This window comes from Streptomyces sp. NPDC001002 (assembly GCF_053599215.1).
Genome location: NZ_JBSFLV010000100.1, coordinates 13,364 through 34,949, shown reverse-complemented (window position 1 = coordinate 34,949; position 21,586 = coordinate 13,364). Strand labels below are relative to the sequence as shown.

The following is a 21,586-nucleotide window of genomic DNA, read 5'->3' as shown; positions in this document are numbered from 1 at the left end:
CCCATTTCGGCGATGACCCGGGCTGCGGACTCCGCAGCACCCTCATCGCCCGAAATCACCACGGAGGTCCGTCCGTTGATGGCCGCGATACCGACACCGTCGGTCAACAGCGGCAGCACCTCGTCCTCCGACGCCTGCACCGCGATCATCGCCCCGCCTGCCGGCAACGCCTGCATCAACCGACCGCGCGCCGCCACCAAACGGGCCGCATCCGCAAGCGACCACACACCGGCGACATACGCGGCGGCCAGCTCGCCGATCGAATGTCCGGCCACGAACTCCGGCCGCACCCCCCACGACTCCGCCAACCGGAACAACGCCACCTCAATCGCGAACAACGCCGGCTGCGTGAACTCCGTCCGGTCCAACGCCTCCTTGTCGCCGAGGACGACCCCCTTCAGCGGCTTGGACAGGTGCTGGTCCAGCTCGGCGACGACCTCGTCGAAGGCCTCCGCGAAGACGGGATACGTGTCGTACAACTCCCGCCCCATGCCCAGGCGTTGAGCCCCCTGACCGGTGAACAGCACCGCCACACGACCACCCGCGACCGCCGGCACCTCCGCCGACAGCGCCCGCAACCCGGCCACCGCCTGCGCACGATCCTCGGCGACGACAACCGCCCGGTGCTCCAGAGCCGCACGAGAGGCGACCAGCGAATACGCGACATCCGCCAGGACGGACTCCTCGCCCTCCAGATGGTCGGCGAGCCGCTCCGCCTGCGCCTTCAGCGCCGGACCCGATCGGCCCGACACCACGAACGGCAGCGGACCGGTGAACTCCCCCTCCTCAAGAGCGAGTTCCTCGGCAGGCGCCTCCTCGATCACCACATGCGAGTTGGTCCCGCTCACACCGAAGGACGAGACGCCCGCGCGCCGCACACGACCGTCCTCCCGGGGCCACGCACGCGCCTCGGTGAGCAGTTCGACGGCCCCCGCCGACCAGTCCACCTTCGGAGACGGCTCATCCACATGCAGCGTCCTCGGCAGCACCTCGCGCTCCAGCGCCATCACCATCTTGATCACGCTCGCCACGCCCGCGGCGCCCTGCGAGTGACCGATGTTGGACTTCACGGAGCCGAGCCAGAGGGGATCGCGGTCGCCGCGGTCCCGCCCGTAGGTGGCGAGCAGTGCTTGGGCCTCGATCGGGTCGCCGAGTGCCGTGCCGGTGCCGTGCGCCTCGACGGCGTCCACGTCGGCGGGTGTCAGGTGTCCGTCGGCCAGGGCTTGGCGGATGACCCGCTGCTGGGAGGGGCCGTTGGGGGCGGTGAGGCCGTTGGACGCGCCGTCCTGGTTGACCGCCGTACCGCGGACCAGGGCGAGGACCGGGTGGCCCTTGCGGCGCGCGTCGGACAGCTTCTCCACCAGGAGGACACCGACGCCCTCGGACCAGGCGGTGCCGTCGGCCGCGGCCGCGAACGCCTTGACGTGACCGTCCCTGGCCAGTCCGCGCTGGCGGGAGAACTCGACGAAGGTGTCCGGTGTCGCCATGACCATCGCACCGCCCGCGAGGGCCATGGAGCACTCGCCGGCGCGCAGCGACCGTACGGCCAGGTGCAGGGCGACCAGCGAGGACGAGCAGGCGGTGTCGACGCTGAGGGAAGGTCCCTCCAGGCCCAGCGCGTAGGAGACGCGGCCGGAGGCGACGCTGCCCGCGGTGCCGGTCAGCCTGAGGCCCTGGAGTTCCGCGGGCGCCTGCTGGAGGCGGACGGTGTAGTCGTGGCTGATCAGGCCGGTGAAGACGCCGGTGTCGGAGCCGCGCAGGGTCGTCGGGTCGATGCCCGCCCGTTCCAGGGTCTCCCAGCTGACTTCGAGGAGCAGCCGTTGCTGCGGGTCCATGGCGAGGGCCTCGCGCGGGGAGATCCCGAAGAAGCCGGCGTCGAACTCTCCGACGTCGTGCAGGAACGCGCCCCGGTCGACGTAGGACCTGTCGACGGCGTCCGGGTCCGGGTCGAAGAGGGTGTCCAGGTCCCAGCCGCGGTTGTCGGGGAAGCCGCCCATGACGTCGACGCCGTCGGCGACCAGCCGCCACAGCTCCTCGGGGCCGGTGGCCCCGCCGGGGAAGCGGCAGCCCATGGCGACGATCGCGATCGGCTCGTCGGCGGCGTGGGGCACCGCGGCGGCGGGCTGTGCGGGGGTCGCGGCGACGGCGGCCGGATCCCCTTCGTCGAGGCCGAGTTCGTCGTGCAGGTGTCCGGCCAGGGCGGCCGGCGTCGGGTAGTCGAAGACCACGGTCGCCGAGAGCTTGACCCCGCTCGCGGCCGAGAGGCGGTTGCGCAGTTCGACGGAGGTCAGCGAGTCGAAGCCGGCGTCCTTGAAGGCGCGTTCACCGTCGACGGTGTGGGCGGCCGAGTGGCCAAGGACGGTCGCCGCCTGTGCGCGGACCAGGTCCAGCAGCCGCAGCTCCCGCTCCTGACGGGACAGCTGCGTCAGCTCCTGCCGCAGCGAACCCTCCGCCGCGGTACCCGCCTTCGCGGTCTGCCGACCCGGTCGTACGAGGCCGCGCAGCAGGTGCGGTACGGCCTGGCCACCGGCCCGGGACCGCAGGCCCGCGAGGTCCAGCCGGGCCGGGACGAGCGCGGCCTCGGGCGAACGCAGGCCGGCGTCGAAGAGGGCGTTGCCCGTCTCGGCGGTGATGCCGAGCATGCCGTCGCGCTTGTTCCGTTGCAGCGCCGCCGTGTCCAGTGACCCGGCCATGCCCTCGGACCACATGCCCCAGGCGAGCGAGGTGGCGGGCAGCCCCAGCGAGCGCCGGTGCCCGGCGAGGCCGTCCAAGTAACCGTTGGCAGCCGCGTAGTTGGCCTGCCCCGGGTTGCCGAGGACACCCGCGGCGGACGAGTACACGACGAAGGCCGCGAGGTCCAGATCCTTGGTCAGCTCGTGCAGTTGCCAGGCCGCTTCCGCCTTCGGCCGGAACACCCGCTCCAGCCGCTCGCGCGACTGCGCCGCGATCACGCCGTCGTCGAGTACACCGGCGGTGTGCACGATCGCCGTCAACGGCCGCTCCACCGAGGCGACCAGCGCCCGCAGGGCCTCCGGGTCCGAGACGTCACAGGCCTCGACGCGCACCTCGGCACCCGACTCACCGAGTTCCGCGACGAGTTCGGCCGCACCCTCGGTGTCGATGCCCCGCCGCCCCACGAGCAGCAGATGCCGTATCCCGTACGAGGTGACCAGGTGCCGGGCGACCAGCCGGCCCAGCGTCCCCAGACCGCCCGTGACCAGCACCGTGCCCTCGGGGTCGAGGGCGCGCGGGACGGTGAGGACGACCTTTCCGATGTGGCGGGCCTGGCTGACGTACCGGAAGGCCTCGGGGGCCTTGCGGACGTCCCAGGTCCGGACCGGCAGCGGGGTCAGTTCACCCCGCTCGAAGAGGGCGACGAGTTCGGTGAGGATCTCCTGGACCCGGTCCGGTCCGGCCTCCACGAGGTCGAAGGCCTGGTAGGCGACGCCCGGACGGGTGGCGGCCACCTCGTCGGCGTCCCGGATGTCCGTCTTGCCCATCTCCAGGAAGCGTCCGCCGCGCGGCAGCAGATCGAGGGAGGCATCCACGAACTCGTGGGCCAGCGCGTCGAGTACGACGTCCACGCCCCGTCCGTCGGTCGCCGCCAGAAACCGCTCGCGGAAGTCGAGGGTGCGGGAGTTGCCGATGTGCGCCTCGTCCAGGCCGTTCGCGCGCAGGGCGTCCCACTTGCCCGCGCTCGCGGTGCCGAAGACCTCGGCGCCGGTCTGCCGGGCCAGTTGGACGGCGGCCATGCCGACCCCGCCCGCGGCGGCGTGCACCAGCACGGACTCGCCCGCCCGCAGACCGGCCCGGTCGAACAGGCCGTAGTACGCCGTACTGAAGACGATCGGCACACCGGCCGCCTGCTCGTACGTCCACCCGGCGGGCATCCGTACGAGGTGCCGGTGGTCGGCGAGCGCCTCGGGGCCGAAGCCGTCGCGCAGCAGGCCCATCACCCGGTCGCCGGGGGCGAGCGAGGTGACGCCGGGGCCGGTCTCCAGAACGACGCCGGCGCCCTCGCCGCCGAAGTGGGCCTTGCCCGGGTACATGCCGAGGGCGATCAGCACGTCACGGAAGTTCAGGCCGGCCGCCCGAACCGCGATGCGGACCTGCCCCTCGGCGAGCGGCTCGCGGACCTCGGGGCTGGGCAGCAGCGCCAGGTTCTCCAGGGTTCCGGTCGCGGTGACGTCGAGGTGCCAGGCGTCGGTGCCGGCCGGGACCTCCAGGGTCTCGGAGGCGACGGCCCGGGCCAGCCTGGGCGTGCTTGCCCGGCCCTCGCGGACGGCCAGTTGGGGCTCGCCGGTGGCGAGGGCGGCGGGCAGCGCCTCGCGGGAGGCGGGGTCGTCGTCGATGGCGGCCAGGACGATCCGGTCGGGGTTCTCGGACTGGGCGGACCGCACCAGACCCCAGACCGCCGAGGCGGCCGGATCGGCGAGCGGGTCACGGGTCAGCACGACCAGCCGGCCGTCCGAACCACCGAGGTGCGCCTGCACGACGGCGAGCACCCGGCCGGACAGTTCGAGGGCACCCGCGGAGCCGTCGGCCACGTGAGCGGTGAGGTCGACGACGGCGTCGTCGAGGTCCGCCGTCACCCTCTCGTCGGCGGGCGCGGTCAGCGGCACCCAGTCGACCAGGAACAGCGAGTCGTGCACCGGTGTGCGCGCGGCGCCCAGTTGCTCGCCGGAGACGGCCCGCAGCACCATCGCCCCGATGTCGGCCACGGGCGCGCCGCTCCGGTCGGCGAGGCTCAGCGAGATGCCGTCGGCGCCGGAGGCGACCGCCCGCACCCGCAGCGCACTCGCGCCGGAGGCATGCAGGGCCACCTGGTTCCAGGCGAACGGCAGCAGGGTCCGCCCGCTGTCGGGCTCCTGCCCGGGGAGGAACATCCCGCTGTGCAGGGCCGCGTCGAGCAGCGCGGGGTGGATGCCGAAGCCGTCGCCGGTCCGCCCCTCGGGGAGCTCGACGTCGGCGAAGACCTCGGCACCACGCAGCCAGACCTGACGCAGGCCCTGGAAGGCGGGCCCGTACTCCAGACCGGCCGCACGCCGGCCCTCGTAGAACCCAGCCAGATCCACCTGCTGGGCCCCGGCGGGCGGCCACACCGAGAAGTCGAACTCCGTGGTCCCACCGGCCTGTTCCACGAGCGAACCGGTCACATGCCGCGTCCACGATGTCTCAGGACCGGCGTCCTGAGCAGCCGAGTACAGGCTGACTGCACGCCGCCCGTCCTCCAGCCCACTCACGACCACCTGAACCCGCACCCCACCGGAACCGGGCAGCACCAACGGAGCCTCGATCACCAGCTCGTCGACTGTGCTCGCACCCGCTTCATCACCGGCCCGCACCACCAACTCGACCAGCGCAGCACCCGGCACGACCACCGTCCCGCCCACCACGTGATCCGCCAGCCACGGATGACTGCGCAACGACAACAACCCCGTCGCCAACACCCCACCCGACTCCGGCAATTGGGTGATCGCCCCGAGCAGGGGGTGTTCCGCCCCGGCGAGCCCGGCGCCGGACACGTCCGCGCTCCGTCCCACGTCCTCCAGCCAGTACCGCTCGCGCTGGAAGGCGTACGTCGGCAGATCGACCCGGCGCGCACCTGCGCCGGCGAAGACCGCCTCGGGGTCCAGGTCGACGCCGTACTCGAAGAGCCGCCCGAACGCGGTGACGACGGAACGCGGTTCGGCGACACCGCTCCGCAGCAGGGTGACGAAGCCGGCTCCGTCGGAGTCCGTGACGACGCCCTGCGCGAGGGCGGTGAGGACACCTTCGGGCCCGGCCTCCAGGAAGACGGTGACGCCCTGCTCGTGCAACGAGGTGACAGCGTCGGCGAAACGGACGGCTTCGCGGACGTGGCGGACCCAGTACTCGGGAGAGGTCAGCTCACCCGAAGTCGCCACCTTCCCAGTGACGTTGGAGACGACACCGATCCGCGGCTCGCTGTAGGTGAGGCTGTCGGCTACCTGCCGGAACTCCTCCAGCATCGGATCCATCAACACCGAGTGGAAGGCGTGACTGACCGTCAGACGCTTGGTCTTACGGCCCAGTTCGGCGAAGTGCGCCCCAACCGCCTCGGCCTCCACCTCGACGCCCGAAATCACCACCGAGGACGGTCCGTTGATCGCCGCGATACCGACACCGTCGGTCAACAGCGGCAGCACCTCGTCCTCCGACGCCTGCACCGCGATCATCGCGCCACCCGCAGGCAACGCCTGCATCAACCGGCCCCGCGCCGCCACCAAACGGGCCGCATCCGGAAGCGACCACACCCCGGCGACGTACGCCGCCGCCAGCTCGCCGATGGAGTGCCCCGCCACGAACTCCGGCCGCACCCCCCACGACTCCGCCAACCGGAACAACGCCACCTCGATCGCGAACAACGCCGGCTGCGTGAACTCCGTACGGTCCAGGTCCCGTTCGCCCTCGAAGACAACTCCCTTCAGCGGGACGGGCAGATACCGGTCGAGCTCCGCCACCACCTCGTCGAAGGCCTCCGCGAAGACGGGATACGTGTCGTACAACTCCCGCCCCATGCCCAGGCGTTGGGCGCCCTGACCGGTGAACAGCACCGCCACACGACCACCCGCGACCGCGGGCCCCTCCGCAGACAGCGCCCGCAAACCGGCCACCGCCTCGGGCAGGTCGCCCGCGACGACGGAGGCGCGGTGGTCGAGAGCCGCACGGGAGGTGAACAGGGAGTACGCGACGTCCGCCAGGACGGGTTCCTCGGCCTCCAGGTGGTCGGCGAGCCGCTCCGCCTGCGCCTTCAGGGCGGCCGTGGAACGGGCCGACACCACCAACGGCAGCGGACCGGCGAACTCCCCCTCCTCCACTGCGGGTTCCTCGGCCGGTGCCTCCTCGATCACCACGTGGGCGTTCGTGCCGCTCACGCCGAAGGAGGACACGCCCGCGCGGCGGGGGCGTCCTTCCTCGCGGGGCCAGGGGCGTGCCTCCGTCAGGAGTTCGACCGCGCCCTCGGACCAGTCGACGTGCGGGGTGGGCTCTTCGATGTGGAGGGTCTTGGGCATCTCCTCGTTGCGCAGGGCCATGACCATCTTGATGACCCCGGCGACCCCGGCCGCGGCCTGCGCGTGCCCGATGTTCGACTTGAGGGAGCCGAGCCACAACGGGCGGTTCTCCGGACGGCTCTGGCCGTAGGCGGCGATGACCGCCTGCGCCTCGATCGGGTCGCCCAGGGTGGTGCCGGTGCCGTGTGCCTCGACGACGTCGACGTCCGTGGACGCCAGCCGGCCGTTGGCGAGGGCCTGGCGGATGACCCGCTGCTGGGAGGGGCCGTTGGGGGCGGTTAGGCCGTTGGACGCGCCGTCCTGGTTGACGGCGGAGCCGCGGACGACGGCGAGCACGGGGTGGCCGTTGCGGCGCGCGTCGGACAGCTTCTCCAGGAGGACCACGGCGACGCCCTCGGACCAGGCGGTGCCGTCGGCGGCGGCCGAGAAGGCCTTGGCGCGGCCGTCGGCGGCGAGGCCGCGCTGGCGGGAGAACTCGACGAAGACGCCGGGCGTCGGCATCAGGGCTGCCCCGCCCGCGAGGGCCATGGAGCACTCGCCGCTCTGCAGGGAGCGGACGGCGAGGTGCAGGGCGACCAGGGAGGAGGAGCAGGCGGTGTCGACGGTGACTGCGGGGCCCTCCAGGCCGAGGGTGTAGGAGACGCGGCCCGAGGCGACGCTGCCGGCGATCCCTATGCCGATGTAGCCCTCGGTGCCTTCGGGGACCTGCTGGATGTTGCTGCCGTAGTCGTGGTGCATGAGGCCGCTGAAGACGCCGATGTGCGCGCCGCCGAGGCCGGTCGGGTCGACGCCGGCGCGTTCGAAGGTCTCCCAGGAGGTCTCCAGGAGCAGCCGCTGCTGCGGGTCCATGGCCACGGCCTCGCGCGGGGAGATCCCGAAGAAGCCCGCGTCGAACTCGGCGATCTGCGGGAGGAATCCGCCGTGCCGGGTGTACGTGGTGCCGGGGTGGTCGGGGTCGGGATGGTGCAGGCGCTCCAGGTCCCAGCCGCGGTCGTCGGGGAACTCGCTGATGGCGTCGGTGCCGTCGGCGACCAGCCGCCACAGCTCCTCGGCGCTGACGACGCCGCCGGGCAGCCGGCAGCCCATGGCGACGATGGCGATCGGCTCGTCGGAAGCGGTGGTCTCCGGGACCTCGACGACGGGCTCCTCGTCGAGCAGGCCGAACAGCAGACGGCGCAACTGGGCGGCGACGGCGGCGGGCTTGGGCCGGTCGAAGGCGAGGGTGACGGGCAGCCGCAGCCCGGTCCGCTCGGTGAGCCGGTTGCGCAGCTCGACGGCGGTGGCGGAGGTGAAGCCGAGCTCCTTGAAGCTGCGGGTGGTGTCGAGGGCGGCCGGTCCGGCGATGGCGCGGACCTGTTCGGCCACCAGTTCCAGCAGGAGGCGCTCCTGCTCGGTCCCGGTGAGGCCGGTGAGCCGGGCTCGCAGGGCGTCGGTGGCGTGCTCGTCGGGGGCGGTGGCGGCCCGCGGGACGTCGATGAGGTCGGCGAGCAGCGCCGGCACCTCGCGGTCGCCGAGCGCGCTCGCGTCGGGTCGCAGGGCGGCCAGTTGGGGCTGGGCGACGGTGTGCGCGGCGTCGAACATGGTGAGCGCCTCGGGCACCGACAGGGTGCGGACGGGCCAGGGCAGACCCGGCGCGGTGCCCTCGGCGCCCGGTCCGGCGGGCGCCGTCTCCGACACGGGGCCCAGGGCCAGCGAGAGCGCGGGCAGGCCGCGGGCGTGGCGGTGTCCCGCGAGGGCGTCGAGGGCCGCGGCGGCGGCAGCGCCGGGGCCGCGGCCCGGGGTGCCGGCCAGGCCGTCGGCGGGGCTCACCACGATGAACGTGGCGAGCATGGAGTTCTTGGTCAACTCGTGCAGGGCGAGGGCGCCTTGGAGGGCGAGGCGGCGGCCCTCGCGGGTGCCGAGGTCCTCGCGGCCCGCGGTGTGCACGATCGCGGTGACGGGGGCGGCGGCCCGGGCGATCAGCTTGGCGAGCGCCTTGCGGTCGGCGGTGTCGCAGGTCTCGACGCGTACGTCGACGCCGGCGCGGGCGAGTTCGCCGCGCAGATCGGCGTGTGCGCGGGCGTCCTTGCCGGCCAGCAGGATGCGGCGGGCGCCGTACACCGCGGCGAGGTGGCGGGTGAGGTGCTCGGCGGTGGCCGGGTCGGTGCCGGTGACCAGGACGGTGCCGCTGGTGTCGGGCATGCCGGTGCGGCGCGCGCCGGCGGCGGCGTGGGCGCTGCCGACGGCGGCGGCGCGCACCAGCCTGGGGCGCAGGACGACTCCGTCGCGGACGGCGCTCTGCGGTTCCTGGGAGGCGACGGCGAGGGAGAGCGCGGCGGCGAGCCCGGTGGCGTCGTCCTCCTCGTCGGCTCCGAGGTCGACCAGCACGAACCGGTCGGGGAAGTCGGTCTGGTAGGAGCGCACGAGGCCCCACACGGCGGCGTGGGTGAGACCGTCGAGCGCGTCGTCGGGCCCGGTGGCGACGGCGTCCCGGGTGGCGACGACGAGCGGCAGTCCGGCGGTGCGCGGCTGTGCGAGCCAGCCGTCGAGCGCCTCGCCGAGCCGGGTGACGAGCGCCTCGATCCCCTCGGTGCGCCCGACCGGCCCGGTGCCGTGGACCTCCCCGAGCAGGAGTACGGCGGTGTCGGGGGCCTCGGCTCCGGCGGCGAGGTCCTCGACCAGCGAGTCGAGGGCGTCGATCCCGGCCAGTGCGTCGACCTCGGCGAGGTCGGCCAGGCCGCCCAGGGACAGGTGGGTCTCGACGGTGTGGCCCGACTCGCGCAGGGCGCCGGTGAGTTCGGTGCCGAAGATGTCGCCGGCCAGCGCCCAGCGGCCGGGCACCGCCGGCGGGGCGGGCACCGAGGGCAGCGGCAGCCAGTCGGTGCGCAGGAGGGAGTCGTAGCGGCCGTCGCCGGAGGCGCGCAGCCGGGCCGGGCGGCCGAGCAGGACGTGCCGCATGATCTTGCCGGAGGCGGTGCGGGGGATGCGGTCGATCTCGTACAGCTCCTCCGGGACCTTGTAGTAGGCGAGGCGCTGCCGGCAGGTCTCGAAGAGGCGCTCCAGGTCGACGCCCTGCGGGCCGGGGACGAGGAAGGCGACCGGGACCTCGCCGAGCACCTCGTGGGGGCGGCCCGCGACCGCCACGTCGGCGACGCCGGGCACGGTGCGCAGGACGTCCTCCACCTCGCCGGGGTGGATGTTCTCGCCGCCGCGGATGATCAGTTCCTTGATGCGGCCGGTGACGGTGAAGTAGCCCTGCTCGTCGCGGCGGGCCAGGTCGCCCGTGCGGAACCAGCCGTCGCGCAGGGCGGCGGCGGTGGCCTCGGGCTGGTTGTGGTAGCCGACCATGACGCTGGCGCCCTTGACCCAGACCTCGCCCTCGGCGCCGACGGGGACGTCCTCGCCGCTCTCGTGGTCGACGAGCCGGACGTCGAGGCCGGGCACGGGCAGTCCGCAGGAGCCCTCGACCCGGGCGCCGGTGGGCCAGTTGATGGTGATGGAGCCGCAGGTCTCGGTGGAGCCGTAGGCGTCCAGCAGCGGGGCGCCGAAGACCTCCTCGAAGGAGCGGCGCAGCTCGGCGGTGGTGATGGCCCCGCCGACCAGGCACATCCGCAGATCGGGCGCGGTGAAGCCACCGGCCTTCGCGGCCTGCACGAGGTAGTGGTACATCGTGGGCACGCCCGCCAGGAACGTCGCCCGTTCCTCGCGTACGGCGTCGAGGATCTCGTCCGCGGAGAAGCCGTCGACGATCCGGGCGGTGGCGCCGACGGCCGTGACGGTCAGCACGCAGACGATGTGGGCGAGGCTGTGGAACAGCGGCAGCGGCCAGACGACCCGGTCCTCGTGGGTGAGGCCGGGTATCGGGGCGTAGCACGCGGCCACCGAGGTCAGGCAGTTGCGCTGGGTGGACAGCACGCCCTTGGGGCGGCCGGTGGTGCCGGAGGTGTAGAGCATCCAGGCGACGTCGTCGAGGCCGAGGTCGTCGCGTGCGGGCTCGGCGGGTTCGGTCGTCGCGAGCTTCTCGAAGGAGACGGTGCCGGCGGGCGCGGGCCCGTCTCCGGTGACGACGACCTTGAGGTGCGGGCGGTCCTTCACCAGCCGGCCGACGACGTCCAGGAGGGCGGGTTCGGTGATCAGGACCCGGGCCCCGCTGTCGTCCAGGAGGTGGGCGAGTTCGGGCTCGGTCAGCCGGGGGTTGAGGGGGACGCCGACGGCTGCCGCCCGGGTGATCGCCAGGTAGCTCTCGACGAACTCCACGCTGTTGCCGTGCAGGATCGCGGCCCGGTCGCCGGGCTGGAGCCGCAGCGCCGCCAGATGACCGGCGAGCCTGCGGGTACGGGCCTCCAGTTCGGCGTGGGTCACACCGCGGGTGGCGTCGCGGTAGGCGGTCTTCGTTCCGAAGCGATCGGCGTTCGCCCTCAGCAGCTGGGGCACCGGCCGGATCAATTCGGTTCGCAGCATGGCGGAACACCTCTCAGGGAAAGGAGACTCAGGGACTACACGGGCAGGCTTTTACCGGAGACTTCAGAGTCACATTCCGGCCGTGCCCGTGGACCACTATCAACCCCCCTATCAGGACCCTGTATCGGTGGCCGTCCGGGTATGCGAGGGGTATGCGGCGGGCGAGTGTGGCGCAATGCAGAGGTAATTCCCGCTGCTCACCCGGAGAGTCGACCGACGCTCTCCCGGTGCGAATCGATCGGAGGCCTTTCGATGTCGCATTCCCCCGGTGCGGTCCCGAGGATCACCGGCCGTACCCGGCTGTTCGCGGTGCTCGGCGATCCGGTACGGCAGGTGCGGGCGCCGGAGCTGCTCAATCCGGTCTTCGCCGAGCTCGGCCTGGACGCGGTCCTGGTGCCGGTGCACGCCCCCGTCGCCCACCTGGGCGAGGTGGTACGGGGCCTGCAGCGGGCGGGCAACGTGGACGGCCTGCTGGTGACGGTCCCGCACAAGGCCGCGGCCCGGGCCTTCGCCGACGTGCTCAGTCCCACGGTGCGGCTGGCGGGCGCCACCAACGCGCTGCGGCGCGGCGAGGACGGGCGCTGGTACGCGGAGAACTTCGACGGCACCGGCTTCGTCGCCGGTCTGGTCGCCGCCGGTCACCCGCCGGCCGGCCGCTCGGTGACGCTGGTCGGCGCGGGCGGGGCGGGCGGCGCGATCGCGGCCGCGCTGGTGCTGGCCGGCGTGGCCCGCCTCGACGTCGTGGACCTGGACCCCGCCCGGGTCCGCGCCCTCCTGGACCGCCTGTCCGACCACGCCCCCGGCGTCGTACGGCACAGCCCGCCCGCGAGCGCCGAGGCGGCGGACATCGTGGTGAACGCGACCCCACTGGGCCTCCGCGAGGACGACCCACTCCCCTTCGACCCGGCACGCCTGAGCCCCGGCACCCTGGTAGCGGACATCATCATGACCCCACCCAAAACCCGCCTGCTACACACGGCCACCACCCTGGGCCTCCCGACCCACCCGGGCGCCGACATGCTGTCCCGACAACTGGAGCTGTACCGCGAGTTCTTCAACCTGCACCCGGCGGCGCGGGCGGACTGAGCGGACCGGCGCCGCCGGGCGTTCCCGACGAATGCCGCCTGCTGCGCACGGCCACCATCCCGGGCCTCCTCATCCACCCGACCGCCCACCCCTGTCCCGACAGCCGGACCTGCACCGGGAATTCCTCGACCCGCACCCCGCCGCGCTCTCCCTCGCCATCGCCTCCCAGGAACCGCTGAGCGCCGTCCGCGACGGAGTCGTCCTGCGCCCCCGGCTGGTGCGCGCCGCCGCCGTCGGCACCGCCCGAGGGTTTCCCGCCCGAGACCCGCCAGCTACCCACGGCCACCACCCCGGCCCCCCGTCCACCCGAGCGCCCACACCCCCTCCCGACAACCGGGCCCCGTACCGCGAGTTCCTCGACCCGCGCCCCACCATGCGCGCAGGCCGAGCAGACCCCCGCCGCCCGAGGGTTCCCGGTGAGTGTCGCCGCGGTTCCTCCCGCGTGGCCGGCCTCTTCCTAGCCTGCGCGCATGAATCCCACCATCGGCGACATCACGGACCCGCGGCCCCGGGCCCTCGCCCGGTTCCCCGACGACATCGAGGCCCGGCTGGCGGACGCGGCGGCGCGGCCGGCCGATCAGCAGCCCACCTGGCCGGACCCGGACCGCGCCGCCGCCGCCCGGGACGCGCTCACCCAGCTGCCGCCCCTCGTCGTACCGGGCGAGGTCGACCGCCTCCAGGAACGGCTGTCGCAGGTGGCACTGGGGCGGGCGTTCCTGTTGCAGGCCGGCGACTGCGCGGAGACCTTCGACGGCAACACCGAGTCCCACGTCACCGCGAACATCCGCACCCTGCTGCAGATGGCGGTCGTGCTGACTTACGCGGCCAGCCTCCCGGTCGTGAAGATCGGACGGATCGCCGGGCAGTACGCCAAGCCCCGCTCCAACGCCACGGACGCGCTGGGCCTGCCGGTGTACCGCGGCGACATCGTCAACTCCCTCGACCCCACCCCGGGCGCCCGGGTCCCGGACCCGTCCCGGATGCTGCGCGCCTACGCGAACTCGGCCGCCTCCCTCAACCTGGTCCGCGCCATGGCCGCCTCGGGCCTCGCCGACCTCGGCCGGGTGCACGACTGGAACCGCGACTTCGTACGCGCCTCCCGCGCGGGCGAACGATACGAGGCACTGGCCGGCGAGATCGACCGCGGTCTGGCGTTCATGTCTGCCTCCGGCGCCGACCACGGCGCCCTGCACGCCACCGAGATCTACGCGAGCCACGAGGCGCTGCTGCTGGAGTACGAACAGGGCCTGCTGCGCTGGGCGCCAGCCGCCTCGGGCGAGCCCCGGCTGTACGGGCTGTCCTCGCACATGCTGTGGATCGGCGAGCGCACCCGCCGCCCGGACGGCGCCCACATCGCGCTGGCCGGACTGCTGGCCAACCCGATCGGGCTGAAGCTCGGCCCCGGCACGTCGCCCGAGCAGGCCGTCGAGTACGTCGAGCGCCTCGACCCGGACAACGTGCCGGGCCGGCTCACCCTGATCAGCCGGATGGGCAGCGGGAAGGTCCGGGACGTGCTGCCGGCGATCGTGCAGAAGGTCGAGGCGAGCGGCCACCGGGTGGTGTGGCAGTGCGACCCGATGCACGGCAACACCTACGAGGCGGCCAGCGGCTACAAGACCCGCAAGTTCGACGACATCCTCGACGAGGTCAGAGGCTTCTTCGAGGTCCACCGGACGCTCGGCACCCACCCCGGCGGCCTGCACATCGAGCTCACCGGCGACGACGTCACCGAGTGCCTGGGCGGCGCCGAGCAGATCGACGAGCAGGCCCTGGCCCTGCGCTACGAGACCAGTTGCGACCCGCGTCTGAACCCGGACCAGTCGGTCGAACTGGCCTTCCTGGTGGCGGAGATGCTCCGTTCGTGACAGCGGTGGACACGAGAAGGGGGCGCCCGGAGAGTCCGGGCGCCCCCTTCTCGTACGCCCGCCTCAGGGCCCGCCGGCGGGCGGCGCGCGGTCGGCGGCGGCCAGGACGACCGCGGTGAGCAGCAGCCCGCGGGCGGCGGTCCACCGTCCGGTGAGCACGGCGCGGGGCTCCCCGTCGAGCAGCAGGCCGGGGGCCACGAGCCGGGCCCGGAAGGATCCGTCGACGGGGTCGAGCGTGATCGCCGCGTCCTCGAAGCCGAGCCGCACACCGGTCGCCGGGAACGTCGACTTGTACACCGCCTCCTTGGCGCTGAACAGCAGCCGGTCCCAGGCGATCGAGGGCCGGCCGTGCGACAGCCGCCGTACATGCGCCTGTTCGCCGGGCAGCGCGATGGCCTCCAGCAGACCGTCGGCGAGCGGTGTCGCGGGCTCGGCGTCGATGCCGAGCGCCACGACATCGCGCCGCCGGGCGAGCGCGGCGGCCCGGTAGCCGGTGCAGTGCGTCATGCTGCCGACCACACCGGCCGGCCAGCGCGGCGCCCCGCCGGGCCCGGGCAGCAGGGGCAGCGCGGGAAGCCCCAGCTGCGCCAGGGCCCGACGGGCACACAGTCGTACGGTGGTGAACTCACGCCTGCGCTCCGGCACGGCCCCGGCCACCTCGGCGGCTTCCTCGGCCGACAGGCCGGGGTACGGCGGGTCCCCCGGCTCCTCGGCGAAGACGACGGACGGCGGCAGCAGCGGCGCGATGACGGCCCGCCGGGTCATTCCGGCAGCAGGGCGGGGTGACGCCAGGCGAGCGCGCTGTACCGCTCGGCACGCTCCGCGGCGCTCTCCTGCGAATCCCCGGCGAACGAGTCGAGCCGGCCGGTGAAAATACCGATCGCGGCATCGAGCGCGACATTCAGGCTTATCTCGGAACTGACGACGTGATCGAACGAATCGGCGGACATGACGACCCCTCCCTTTCCGGTCACGGAACTCTTCCTTGCGGAAAAGCCTTATGGAAAGGGTAGGATTTCCGGCCGCCGCGGAAATCCCCTAGCCCACCCCTGTATTTCTCGCGAGCCGACCCATTCCCGGCCCCATTCCCGGTCCCGTGCCCGGACCCATTCCCGGTCCCGTTCCCGGCCCGGAATTCACTCAGACGAGCTGCGGGTGGCGGCCCAGGAGGCGCGGCTCCTGGTTGAGGATCGCGCGCTCCATCTCCTGGAGGTCGCGCGTCGGGTCGAGCCCGTGGATGTCGACGAGCGCCTGGCGGGTACGGCGGTAGGCGGCGAGCGCCTCCGTCTGCTGCCCGCAGCGGTAGAGGGCGAGCATGAGCTGGTGGCACAGCCGCTCGCGGGTCGGTGTGGCGGCGGCGGCCTGCTCCAGGTCCACGACGAGCTCGTGGTGCCGGCCGAGTTCGAGCCCGGCAGCCGCCCAGTCCTCGTAGGCGGTGAGCCGCTCACGCTCCAGCTGGGCGAAGACGGGCCAGCCGATGCCGCCCTCGGCGAGGTCGACGAGGACCGAGTCGCGCCACAGGCCGAGCGCCTGGGCGAGCGACTCGGCGGCCTGCTCCGGGAAGCCCGCACCGAGTTCGGCGCGGCCCGCGGCGGCGAGCCGGCGGAAGCGGAAGGCGTCCACGCACTCGGTGTCGAGGTGCAGCTGGTAGCCGTGCGGGGCGGTGACGAGGCGGATGCCGCGGCTGTCGGCGCCCGCCTGATCGAGGAGCCTGCGAATGCCGGAGACGGCGTTCTGCACCATCTTCCGCGAGGTCATCGGTGCGTCGTCGCCCCACAGGGCCCCGATCAGACGGCTGGTGGCGACGACCTTGTTCGGGTTGAGCACGAGATAGCCAAGGGTGGCCCGTTGGACGACGCCACCCAGTGGCAGCGCCCGGTCGGCGACGACTTCGAGCGGGCCAAGCAGGTTGAACTGCATTTTTCCCCCACGCGTTTGACAGTCCGATTGCTAACCCCATGAAACAAACCGCCTGTACTGTTTGTCAAGTGGTTCTCAACCGGAAACCGCCTTGACGGCTGCGAACGAAAGGGGGCAAAACCCACCGAATGCCAGGTCAGAGAGGTGCCGTCCATAGCAAAGAAACCAGCATGCCAGTTTCTTAAAGCCCCTGCCCCTCGCCGCCCCCCGGCACGAATCCGGCCGGGGAGAAGTGGTGGCGCGCGGAACTGCCCACGATGCGGGGCAGCACCAGCGCCCAGAACCGCGTCAGCACGCCCCGCTCCAGCCAGCGGACGTCGTCCTCCCCCCGGGCCTGCAGACCGGCCCCCACGGCCACCACGACGGCCGCCAGCTCCTCGGGCGCGGCGTCGGACACCAGGGCCCCCTCGCCGTCCGCCCGCGCGAGCGTGACCTCGACCCAGCGCTGCCAGTCGCGCCACAGGTCCGGCGCCGCCTCGGAGCGCTCGGCACGGCCGCTGAGCCGGAAGCCGACCCGCAGCACCACGTCCCGCCCCAGACCCTGCACGAGGTCGTGACTGGCGTCGATGAGCACCTGCACGGTGCGCCGGTCACGCCGGCGGATGATCCGGTGCAGCCGCGCCTGCGCCTCGATGGCGACCGCGTCCAGAAGCGCCGCCTTGTTGGGGAAGTGGAAGTGCAACGCCCCGTTGCTGACACCGGCCTTGGCGCTGATGGTCGCCAGCGAGACCGAGGCCGGGCCTTCCTGGTCCAACAGTTCGGCCGCAGCCTTGATGAGGGCGTTGCGCGTACGGATCGCGCGTTCCTGCATGGCCATGGACTCCGTCACTTTCTGGGTTCACCATCGAAAACCCAGCCTAACAAACCGACGATGCGGTTTGTAGTCAAAGGACGCCCTGTGCACGGTAATCGGCTGGGAACGGACGCCCGCCACGCACCCGCATCCGACCCGCGGACATGCAAAGGGGTCCGCACCCCACGGACGCGGACCCCTTGCGCGCGGACGGGCGCCGACCGGCCCCGCCTGCGGAGACCTACGGGCGCAGCAGCACCGGCAGCCTGCCGTACCCGTTCAATAGGAAGGTCGGAAGCGGACGCAATTCCTCCGGGGGGCAGCCCAGGGCGAGTCCGGGGAAGCGCTCGAACAATGACCGGAAGGCGACGGCGGCCTCCAGGATGGCCAGCGGGGCCCCCAGGCAGCGATGCGTACCGTGCCCGAAGCCGAGAAGGTCCCGGTCGGCGCGGAGCAGGTCGAAGCGAGCGGCATCCTCCCCGTGCCGCTCGGTCTCGTGCCCGCCCGCGGCGAAGGAGACGAGGATGGGATCACCGCGCTCGATCCGCACGCCGTCCAGGTCGATGGGCTCCACCGCGAAACGCATCGGCGAGTAGGAGGCCGGACCGTGCACCCGCAGGGTCTCGGAGACCACGTCCTCCCAGCTCGCCCGGCCCGCGCGCACATGCTCCAGCTGAGCGGGGTCGGTCAGCAGCGCGCCGACGCCGTTGACGATGAGCGTCGAGGTGGTGTCCTGGCCGGCCGCGATCATCAGGAAGAGCGTGCCCAGGAGTTCGTTCTCGCTGAGCCGGTCCTCGTCGTCGCGTGCGGCGATCAGCGAGGAGGTCAGGTCGTCGCCGGGGTGCTGCCGCCGGTCCGCCACCAGTTCGGCCAGCAGCCGGAACGCGGTGCCCCGGGCCTCCTCGATCGCCTGCGCCGAGGCGCTGGAGGAGAAGACCATGCGCAGCGCCCCGCACAGTTCGTCGCGCATCGGCCCCTCGGCCACGCCGAACAGTTCGCAAACCACCTGGAGGGGCAGCAACTCGGCGAAGGAGGACCGGAGTTCGACCGGCTCCCCGGCCGCCGCGCCGGCCAGCTCGTCCAGCAACGCGGAGGTCAACTCCTCGACGCGCGGCCCCAGTTCCGCGGTACGCCGTACGGTGAAGGCGCCCGCGACGAGTCTTCGCAGCCGCGCGTGTTCCGCCCCGTAGGCGAAGAGCATGTTCTCGTTCGCCACCCACGGGAACAGCGGCCAGTCGGGGGTGATCCGCCCCTCGACGAAGGCCGGCCAGTGACGCCGGGCGTCCTTGGAGACCCGCGGGTCGACCAGCAGCCGCTCCACCATTTCCTGCCGGACCACGGCCCAGGCCCGTATGCCGCCCGGCAGTTCGACCTCGACGGCCGGTCCGCGCTCGCGCAGCAGCGCGGTCTCGGCGGCGATGTCCTGCCCGGTCACGTCCAGTACATGGACACCGGAAAGCACCTTCATGTCGACCCCGTTCGGTAGTTGTCGCCTTGCGTTGCATTGCGTCGCACTGCATCCCCCTGCGCAAGCACACCCACCGAGGAGAACCAGGGGCCTCAGCGCCCCCTCCCCCCGTAGTGCCGGATCACCTCCGGCACTGTCACACCGCCGCGGTGACCACCCGCTCCTCACGCCGGCGGAGTGCGTCGGTGTACACCCGCTCCGCCCGGCCCGGCGCGAAGTCCAACCGGACCAGCACACTGGGGACCGCGATGGCGGACATGAGGCTGCGCATGAGGTCTGTCACCCGCTCGACCATGTCCGCGTGGCCGGTCAGTATTTTGGACAGCACCTGGACTCCGGTGAACGACCCGGTGAACAGGGCGGCCGTGGCGGCGATGTCCACGTGCGGCAGCAGCTCGCCCGCGGCCTTGGCCTGGGTGAGCACTTCGAGGTTGTGGTCGATCCAGGCCTGCATGGGCACCCGCCGGTCCAGGCCGTCCTGCCGTGACCCCTGCTCGACGGTGAGCCGGACGCTGCCGGCCACCATCGGGTCGCCGAGACTGAGCAGATGGGCGAACAGCAGCGCCTCGTCCAGGCTCTGCTGCAGGACCAGGTCCTGGGGCACCACCGGGGGCATCGCGGCCACCTGGCCGGCCAGCACCTCCTGGGCCAGCTCCTCCTTGGAGGAGAAGTGGAAGTACAGCGCTCCCTTGGTGACCCCGGACTTCTTGATGACCTCGGCGATCGTCGCCGCCTCGTAGCCGACCTCGTCGAACAGCTCGGCCGCCGCCAGGACGATCTTGCTCCGAGTCCGGATTGCCCGATCCTGCTGTGCCACAACATGCCTCCGTACCTCGCGCGACAAGTCTCAGAATAAAACCACCGCCCCGGTTTTTCAAGACTTGAAAACCAAACCGTTTGGTCCGTAGGTTTCTCCCCAGCGCACCACTTCTCTGTCTGGCTTGGGCACTCAAATTGGGGGAAATCTGATGTTCCGCCCTGTCAAGGCACCGTATCGGCACGCACTGGGGACTGTTTTCGGGGGAATCGAGGAGCCGGTCCCCTCCTCACCCACCATCCATCCGGTCGGCGGCAGCGCCCTCGACGAACTCACCGGTCTGCTCTTCGAGGGCGATCAGCGCGAGCTCGTCCACGGCACCTGGCGTCGCCTCACCGGCGGCGCGGACTTCGCCTTCCGTCCGGGACTCACCCCGCGGGAGCGCGCCACCCTCTCGTACCACCGACTGCGCCTGGTGAACGACGCCGCGGCGGACGCCGAGGCCCTGGTCCGCGACACCCGCCGGCTGACCGCCCTGCACGAGTGGGCCGGCTACGTGGACGGCGGGCTGTGCACCGTCGCCAGCATCCACTACAACCTCTTCCTGGGCAGCCTGCTCGATCACGACGCCGACCGGCGCGACCTGTCGGCCTTCACCTCCATGCGGCGCACCGGGGTGTTCCTGTGCACCGAGCTGGAGCACGGGAACGACGTGGCCGCGCTGCGGACCACCGCGGAGTTCGACCGCGAGACCGGCGGGTTCGTGCTGAACACCCCCGCCCCGGGCGCCCGGAAGTTCATGCCCAACACCAGTCTGACCGGCGGTCCGAAGTCCGCCGTGGTCGCCGCCCGCCTCCTGGTCGACGGCGTGGACCAGGGCGTCTTCCTCTTCCTCACACCGCTCAGCGACGAGAACGGCCATCTGCCCGGTGTCCGGGTCCGCCGCCTCGCCGACCGCGCGGGCACCCCGGTCGACCACTGCCTGACCTCCTTCGACCATGTCCGGCTGCCCCGCGAGGCCATGCTGGAGGCCGACCACGGCCGGCTGGACGAGGAGGGCCGGCTCACCAGCGTCCTCGGCAACAAGCGGAAACGTTTCCTCCGCTCCGTCGGCCGGGTCACCGTCGGCAAGCTCTGCATGAGCGCGGGCACTCTCGGCATGGCCCGGGCCGCCCTGACGATCGCCACGCGCTACGCCCACCACCGGCACATCAGCGACACCAAGCCGGGCCGGCGCGTCCCCCTCACCGCCCACCGCAGCCATCACGGCCGGCTGCTGCACTCGATCGCCACCGCCTACGCGATGACCTTCCTGCACCGTTCCGCGGTCGAGCGCTGGGTCGCTCACGACGAGACCGACCGCGAGGAGCGCGAGCGGCTGGAACGCCTGATCGCCGTCGCGAAGGGATGGATCACCTGGCAGGCCCGGAAGATCACCGTCGAGGCCCGCGAACGATGCGGCGCCCAGGGGCTGTTCCCGGCGAACGGCATCGCCGATCTGCCGGGCAACGTCGAGGGCGGCATCACCGCCGAGGGCGACAACCTGGTCATCTGGCTGAAGGCCGCGTCCGAGATGGTCTTCGGCCACGACTCGGGCCCCGCCGCGCCGGTCCTGCCTGCCGGACGGGACCTCACCGACCTGGGCTTCCTGCGGGATCTGCTGGCCTCCGCCGAGCGCATCTGGCAGAAACGCGCCTGCGAAGCACTGCGTGGCGGCCCGTCCGGTGACCCGCTGGGCCGCTGGAACGAGACCTCCGGCGCCGCCCTGGAGATGGTCTCCGCGCACGTCCGGCTGCAGGCCGCCGACGCCCTGCGCGCCGCCGCCGGGCGCGCCACCAACGCCCGGACCCGGTTCCTCCTCGAGAACCTGTCCCGGCTGTTCCTCCTCGACCAGCTCCGCGAGCACACCGGCGACCTGATCGCCGCCGGTCTGATGACCGCGGAGCAGGTGACGTCCCTGCACCGCACCTCGGAGTCGGTCGTCGCCGACCTGGCCCCCCACCTGATGACCCTGGTGGACGCCTTCGACGTCCCGGAGGAGTACCTCGCCCGGATCCCGATCGCGAACGCGGACTACGCGGACCGGCCGAGCCTGAAGCCCAGCATCGGCTGACCCATCGCGTGACAGCGAGAACGCCCTCTCTTCGGGAGGGCGTTCTTCGTCATTGAGGACGGTGGGCGTACGGGGCGGCTGCGCGGTCGGCGACATTGGGCGAGCCATCT

The 21,586-nt window shown here is 72.6% G+C and carries 10 protein-coding genes; 3 read left to right on the top strand and 7 right to left on the bottom strand.

Annotation, left to right across the window (positions count from 1 at the left end):
* The coding region (locus tag ACWDR3_RS34020; RefSeq protein WP_450356406.1) for an SDR family NAD(P)-dependent oxidoreductase at positions 1 to 11,474 on the bottom strand (11,474 nt) is incomplete at its 3' end.
* Between the two features lie 252 nt (positions 11,475 to 11,726).
* Between ACWDR3_RS34020 and ACWDR3_RS34015 the strand changes: the two genes are divergently transcribed.
* Together ACWDR3_RS34015 and ACWDR3_RS34010 are read left to right on the top strand one after the other, a co-directional pair.
* Positions 11,727 to 12,560: a shikimate dehydrogenase family protein gene (locus ACWDR3_RS34015; protein WP_450356405.1), complete on the top strand. Its 834-nt coding sequence runs from the start codon at positions 11,727 to 11,729 to the stop codon at positions 12,558 to 12,560.
* Between the two features lie 470 nt (positions 12,561 to 13,030).
* Positions 13,031 to 14,425: a class II 3-deoxy-7-phosphoheptulonate synthase gene (locus ACWDR3_RS34010; protein ID WP_450356404.1), complete on the top strand. Its 1,395-nt coding sequence runs from the start codon at positions 13,031 to 13,033 to the stop codon at positions 14,423 to 14,425.
* A 63-nt stretch (positions 14,426 to 14,488) separates the two neighbouring features.
* Here the strand turns inward: ACWDR3_RS34010 and ACWDR3_RS34005 are convergent, their stop codons facing one another.
* From ACWDR3_RS34005 to ACWDR3_RS33980, 6 genes are all read right to left on the bottom strand, one after another.
* Positions 14,489 to 15,190 (bottom strand): 4'-phosphopantetheinyl transferase family protein, encoded by a 702-nt coding sequence (locus ACWDR3_RS34005; RefSeq protein WP_450356403.1) that lies wholly within the window; start codon positions 15,188 to 15,190, stop codon positions 14,489 to 14,491.
* Entirely contained in the window at positions 15,187 to 15,375 is a 189-nt protein-coding gene (locus tag ACWDR3_RS34000; RefSeq protein WP_450356402.1) for a hypothetical protein, read from the bottom strand. The genes ACWDR3_RS34005 and ACWDR3_RS34000 overlap by 4 nt, the downstream gene beginning before the upstream one ends.
* Positions 15,376 to 15,565: 190 nt before the next feature.
* The gene (locus ACWDR3_RS33995) at positions 15,566 to 16,345 is read right to left on the bottom strand and encodes an AfsR/SARP family transcriptional regulator (RefSeq protein ID WP_450356401.1); all 780 of its coding nucleotides are present in this window, start codon (positions 16,343 to 16,345) and stop codon (positions 15,566 to 15,568) included.
* A gap of 181 nt (positions 16,346 to 16,526) precedes the next feature.
* Positions 16,527 to 17,174 carry a ScbR family autoregulator-binding transcription factor gene (locus ACWDR3_RS33990; protein ID WP_450356400.1) on the bottom strand — a complete coding sequence of 216 codons (648 nt, stop codon included), beginning with the start codon at positions 17,172 to 17,174 and terminating at the stop codon, positions 16,527 to 16,529.
* Between the two features lie 205 nt (positions 17,175 to 17,379).
* The gene (locus tag ACWDR3_RS33985) at positions 17,380 to 18,606 is read right to left on the bottom strand and encodes a cytochrome P450 family protein (protein ID WP_450356399.1); all 1,227 of its coding nucleotides are present in this window, start codon (positions 18,604 to 18,606) and stop codon (positions 17,380 to 17,382) included.
* Between the two features lie 136 nt (positions 18,607 to 18,742).
* Positions 18,743 to 19,423, bottom strand: a complete 681-nt coding sequence (locus ACWDR3_RS33980; RefSeq protein WP_450356398.1) for a ScbR family autoregulator-binding transcription factor — start codon at positions 19,421 to 19,423, stop codon at positions 18,743 to 18,745.
* 151 nt (positions 19,424 to 19,574) lie between these two features.
* On the opposite strand from ACWDR3_RS33980, the gene ACWDR3_RS33975 reads away from it, so the two are divergent.
* Positions 19,575 to 21,476, top strand: coding sequence for an acyl-CoA dehydrogenase family protein (locus ACWDR3_RS33975; RefSeq protein ID WP_450356397.1), 1,902 nt, complete (start codon positions 19,575 to 19,577; stop codon positions 21,474 to 21,476).
* The last annotated feature ends 110 nt before the right edge of the window (positions 21,477 to 21,586 follow it).